Below are 3,145 nucleotides of genomic sequence, written 5' to 3'. Positions count from 1 at the left end.
TCAAAGAAAGCAGCCCCTCGTCCAAACAATTCCCAATAAGAGCCAAGATGAACGAGTAAAGCACAAATCAACAGGAAATGCAGGGAAGTTACCAGCACAGACGAACCGAACAATTCAAAGAACTAAGATTGATTCGAGAAAGCGAGGTTCAACTGCTGTAATTTCCGGACCACCCAATAAAAAAGGGAAGCTGGCATTTAACGACCAACGAGCGATCAAGACAACAATGGATTTTGGACCGCTAGATAAATATGAAGGTGGAACCTCGGCCCATGGCGTGGTCGATCCCAACGACAACCTGAAAGGTTCTAGTCCATCGGTAGCCCCTAAATGGTGGCCGAAGCCAGGTACGGAACCCTATTGGACAAAGCATATAGTACGAGGACATCTGCTTAATGAAAAAGTTGGAGGTCCCGGAAATGATTTGCGGAATTTAACCCCATTGGGTAAAACGGCTAATCACGACCATGAAAAACAAATCGAGAAACACCTAAAAAGTGATGTCAAAGCCAATGAGTATGTTGAATACCAAGTAAATGTGAGCTCGAAAAAAGCAGCAAAGAGTGATTTTCCCAATATGCCAGCAAACTTGCAGAAGGCGCATTTACCCGCTTTCGCTGACCATATCGAAGTGACAATGGCAAACTTCCATCCAACTCAAAATAAACATATCAACAAAATCGGACCAATTAAAATCAAAAATAAAGAGTAGGAAATCACAGAATTGAAAAATCCATTGTTCGAGTGCGGACGCGAACAAGCGACAAAGAACTATTTATCATAGACCGTGCGATCGCTTAGTATTTATTAGGAAGAACAGAGAAAAGGAAAATCAAAAAAATGACTCGTCAATATGTACGCGAAAGCAACCAGTCCCCCCAGAAGGACACCGACAACTGGATACTGCAACGGAGTGCGGTGCGTGAGCTACCAGCAAAAACTTTGACACCCCAAACAGAAACTGCAGCGGGCGATCGCTCAGGTATTCAACTGGACTTGATGGAGATACCTGTCAGCAATCATACTGCTATGCCAGTCCAAGCTAAGTTAAAGATTGGGCCAGCTGGTGATAAGTACGAACAGGAAGCTGATCGGGTGGCAAAGCAAGTGGTGCAACAGCTTCATGGCTCACAGTCTGGGAAACTCCAACCAAGGCAAACCCTTCAAAGACTTCGAAACCGAGAAGTAGACGAGGAACTGCAACGAAAACCAAGGCTTCAGCTTAAGGGTGATCGGGAAGGGATGACCGCAACCCCAGAACTGGAATCTTCGATCGCGCGATCGCGAGGTAGTGGGCAACCACTTTCAGAAGGGATTAGAGAACCAATGGAGAAGGCATTTGGTGGTGTAGATTTTAGTGGAGTGAGGGTTCATACTGATGGGCAGTCGGATAAGTTAAATCGAGCAATTCAAGCGAAGGCTTTTACTACAGAAAAAGACATTTTCTTTAGGCGGGGAGAATATGTCCCCAGCAGTAGAGGAGGGCAGGAGACGATCGCACATGAGTTAACACACGTGGTGCAGCAAAATTCAGGACAGTCAGCTCAGGACAAGCCAAAAGAGCAGAGAGTTGAGACCAAGACCGAACTGAACCGGAGTGTAATCCAAAGGATAAAGAGCGACAAATTAGACGAGATAACAAAGCAGATCCCAGAATTCAAAAGTGAAAAAATGGATGAATTTTGGGATAACTTAGAAATTCTAACACAAGGAAAAGCCAAAGAAAACGATATATTTTATCTCCTGCCCGAAGATACAAAGAATGATATAACAGATAGGAATACCCTGATCGAAGCTCTAGAAGTCCTAGTGGACGAAGATGAATACGATGAAAATACGACAAAAAACTTTGTGATGCTGATCAACAAGGCGCTCATCGAAGCAGGAATAGTTGCGGGAGCAACGAGCGCAGAATCGGTTAGGGGGGCAACTGACGAGAACGAAAAACAAGCACTATTATACATAGCATTAAACCCAGAAGAATATCTAAATGCCACAGAAAAATCCGACAAACTAAAACAGGAAGCAAAAAAATGGCTAGATCAGGTTGGAGAGAAACTGAAAGCGATTGCTGACCTCAAGGCTGGAGATGATATGGCTGAAGCAGCACCAAAATTGGCCAGCATCATAGAAGGAGTGGAAATACTAATAATAAATGCCTTAGAGAAAAAGGACTGGGCAATCTATACAGTAAATCAATTAAGCAAGCAAGAGTTTTTTGAGCGATTCGCCATCAATGCAAAAAAAAGCAAAGACCCCAACTATTACTTATGTCACCATTCAGATTGGAGTATCCCATTGATCGCAGCAATAAACCACACGAAAATTACGAAAATCCCGGTAAAGAAAAATACAGGAGATGCAGTCCCCCTAGAAAAGGAGGAGCTGGCCCAACTCACCAAAGTCACGAAAGAAATGATGAAAGGGATGAATAAAGTAATGAAAAAATATGGCATGGGATAAAAATTGCAAACCCTAGGCAGTTCAGGGAGGGATAAGTAGGAAAAGGCTATTTGATTTGTGGGTAATCTAAACCCAGGGGTGCGACCTTAAGATTGACCACCTAACTCATCACTAATAAAATGAAAAAAAAGTATAAAAAAAAAGGAGCGCCGAACAATACGAGAGGGTGACCGAGAAAAAACAAATGAGAAAAAGACCTAAAAATAGGCTCCATAAACAAAGATAGAGGGAATCAAAAATATGAGAAGGACAAGAGAAAAAACAGTTAACAAAAAAGATACTAATGTTGGAAGCAATTGTTCCGCACCTGCGGCCGAGAAAAAATATCCAAAAGAAGATCTTCGGCTATCCCATGGCGTATGAAATGATCAAGAAAAGACAGAACACACAACTCAGTTTCCGCCACATGGAGCCAACGGCCATAACGAGGGGTGTGAATCATCACTAACCGCCGAGCAATATGGAGTGCGATCGCCGATCTTGTAGTGGCGTGGCACAGCTAAAATAGTGCAATAGATTTTTGGTACCCATCTTCCCACACTCCCCACACTCCCCACACCCCCCACACTCCCCCATCTGTTTCTAATGCAACATTTAAGGCTTGCCACGCCAGTAGGGTGCGTTTGCATCGCGGGGCGTAACGCAACGACCACCAAAACCGAGGACACACTTATTCAGAAAA

2 protein-coding genes are annotated in these 3,145 nt (G+C 43.6%); both read left to right on the top strand.

The window, feature by feature from the left end; translation table 11 throughout:
• Nucleotides 1-712, top strand: a 712-nt coding sequence (locus tag F6K52_RS34590; RefSeq protein WP_293089468.1) for a DNA/RNA non-specific endonuclease, incomplete at its 5' end; no start/stop codon positions are given.
• Between the two features lie 128 nt (nt 713-840).
• The gene (locus tag F6K52_RS34585; protein WP_293089465.1) at nt 841-2,463 is read left to right on the top strand and encodes a DUF4157 domain-containing protein; all 1,623 of its coding nucleotides are present in this window, start codon (nt 841-843) and stop codon (nt 2,461-2,463) included.
• Nucleotides 2,464-3,145: the final 682 nt, after the last annotated feature.

It is taken from the genome of Moorena sp. SIO3H5 (genome assembly GCF_010692395.1).
Classification (GTDB): Bacteria; Cyanobacteriota; Cyanobacteriia; order Cyanobacteriales; family Coleofasciculaceae; genus Moorena.
The sequence above is the reverse complement of the archived record's forward strand: the minus strand, read 5'-3'. Positions and strand labels throughout refer to the sequence as shown.

Excerpts from the sequence above, each read along its gene's own strand:
- F6K52_RS34585 (WP_293089465.1), top strand. The coding sequence starts at position 841 with ATGACTCGTCAATATGTACGCGAAAGCAACCAGTCCCCCCAGAAGGAC.